A 1,593-nucleotide genomic window follows, 5' to 3' on the forward strand; every position below is an offset into this window, starting at 1 on the left:
CAGGCATGGAGCTGATGCCTCGACGGCAGTGATGACACGTCGTGTCGTCTTCTCGGTGGAGGTGTCGGGTGCCGTCGGTGATGGGGCTGCTGGAGGAGCGGGAGCGTGCTGCTCGGCAGCGGGTGGAGGACCTGCAGGCCGAGCTGCGGGAGGCGGAGGCGGTGCTGGAGCGTCGGGTGGTGGCGTTGGCGGAACTGGCCGAGGCTCTGGCCGCGGGCGCTGTGGTGGAGGAGCCGGTCCGGCCGGAGCCGGTGCCGACCCCGGTGAAGGAGCCGGTGGCCGGGTCGGTGGTTCCTCACTGGCGTGAGGGTGTCACGGCGGGGGTGCTTGCGCCGGAGTACCGGCGGCTGCTGGCCGTGCTGGAGGGGGAGCCGGGCCGGGAGGGGGTGCGGGCGAAGGGTCTGGCGGTCCGGTTGGGGCTGGAGTTGGTGCCCGCGAAGGTCGAGGGAGTCCGGGTGAGGGCGAAGCGGCTGGTGGCGCGGGGCTGGCTGGCCGAGGAGCGGCCGGGCCTGTTCACCCTGCGGCACCCGGCTCGGTGAGCGGGCCGGCGCGGCGGGCCAGACGGCGGCTCATGAGCATGGCCATCGACCACTGCACGATGGCTTCGCTGCTGGCTGTGCGGGTCTCGTAGTCGCGGGCCAGACGGCGGGTGCGCATCAGCCAGCTCAGGGTGCGTTCCACGCACCAGCGCCGGGGCAGCACGGTGAAGCCTTGCGTGTCGTCGCTGCGCCGGACGACGTCCAGGGCCAGGCGGAGGGTGGTCCTGGACCAGTTCACCAGGCGGCCCGCGTAGCCGCCGTCGACCCAGGCGAGCCGGATGCGGTGGTGGCGGGCGAGCAGGCGGGGCAGCATCCCGCAGGCGGCGTCCCGGTCGGTGACGTCGGCCGGGGTGACCAGCACCATCAGCAGCAGGCCGAGGGTGTCTACGATCACGTGCCGCTTGCGGCCGTTGATCTGCTTGCCGGCATCGAAACCCCGGGAGGCGGCTGGGACGGACGCGGCCGCCTTGACCGACTGCGAGTCGATGATCGCCGCGGTCGGCTCCGCGTCCCGGCCCTCGCTGTGGCGGGTCCGGCTCCGCAGCCGGTCGTGGAACTCGGCGACCAGGCCGCGCTCGCGCCAGCGGCGGAAGAAGGCGTAGACCCGCTCCCACGGCGGGAAGTCGGCCGGCATCGCCCGCCACTTGATCCCGTTGTCCACCAGATAGCGGATCGCATCGATCATCTGCCGGTGGCAGTAGCCCTCCGGCTGCCCGCCCCGGCCCTCCAGCCACCCCGGCACCGGCAGCAGGTCCCTCACCACCGCCCATTCGGCGTCCGTCATGTCCGACGGGTATGTCGGTCTCCTGGGCGGCCGGTCCGCGGCGTTTCCGAACCGGTGCGCGAGACAGTCACACGACGGGGCAACCGAGTTGGACTCGCCGACCATCCGGACGGAAGACTGCGGCACAGGGCCTCCTGGCGCTCGAAGGACTTCAGCAATCCCGAGCTGGACAGGAGGCCCTGTCTTCATGCCCCCACCGGCCGAAGATCACCCAGGCGAGTCCCCGTCCTCGAACCAATGCTCACCACGATCGATAGAGCAACGGCTTCT

Annotated in this window: 2 protein-coding genes; one reads left to right on the top strand and one right to left on the bottom strand. The window is 72.0% G+C overall.

Features of this window, described 5'->3' with window-relative positions; translation table 11 throughout:
* Nucleotides 1–68 precede the first annotated feature (68 nt).
* Nucleotides 69–539: a hypothetical protein gene (locus tag IQ279_RS27475; protein ID WP_206352033.1), complete on the top strand. Its 471-nt coding sequence runs from the start codon at nt 69–71 to the stop codon at nt 537–539.
* Here IQ279_RS27475 and IQ279_RS27480 read toward each other — a convergent pair.
* Nucleotides 514–1,323 carry an IS5 family transposase gene (locus IQ279_RS27480; RefSeq protein WP_241028856.1) on the bottom strand — a complete coding sequence of 270 codons (810 nt, stop codon included), beginning with the start codon at nt 1,321–1,323 and terminating at the stop codon, nt 514–516. The genes IQ279_RS27475 and IQ279_RS27480 overlap by 26 nt on opposite strands.
* Between the last annotated feature and the right edge of the window lie 270 nt (nt 1,324–1,593).

Source organism: Streptomyces verrucosisporus (assembly GCF_017114865.1).
Classification (GTDB): domain Bacteria; phylum Actinomycetota; class Actinomycetes; order Streptomycetales; family Streptomycetaceae; genus Streptomyces; species Streptomyces fenghuangensis.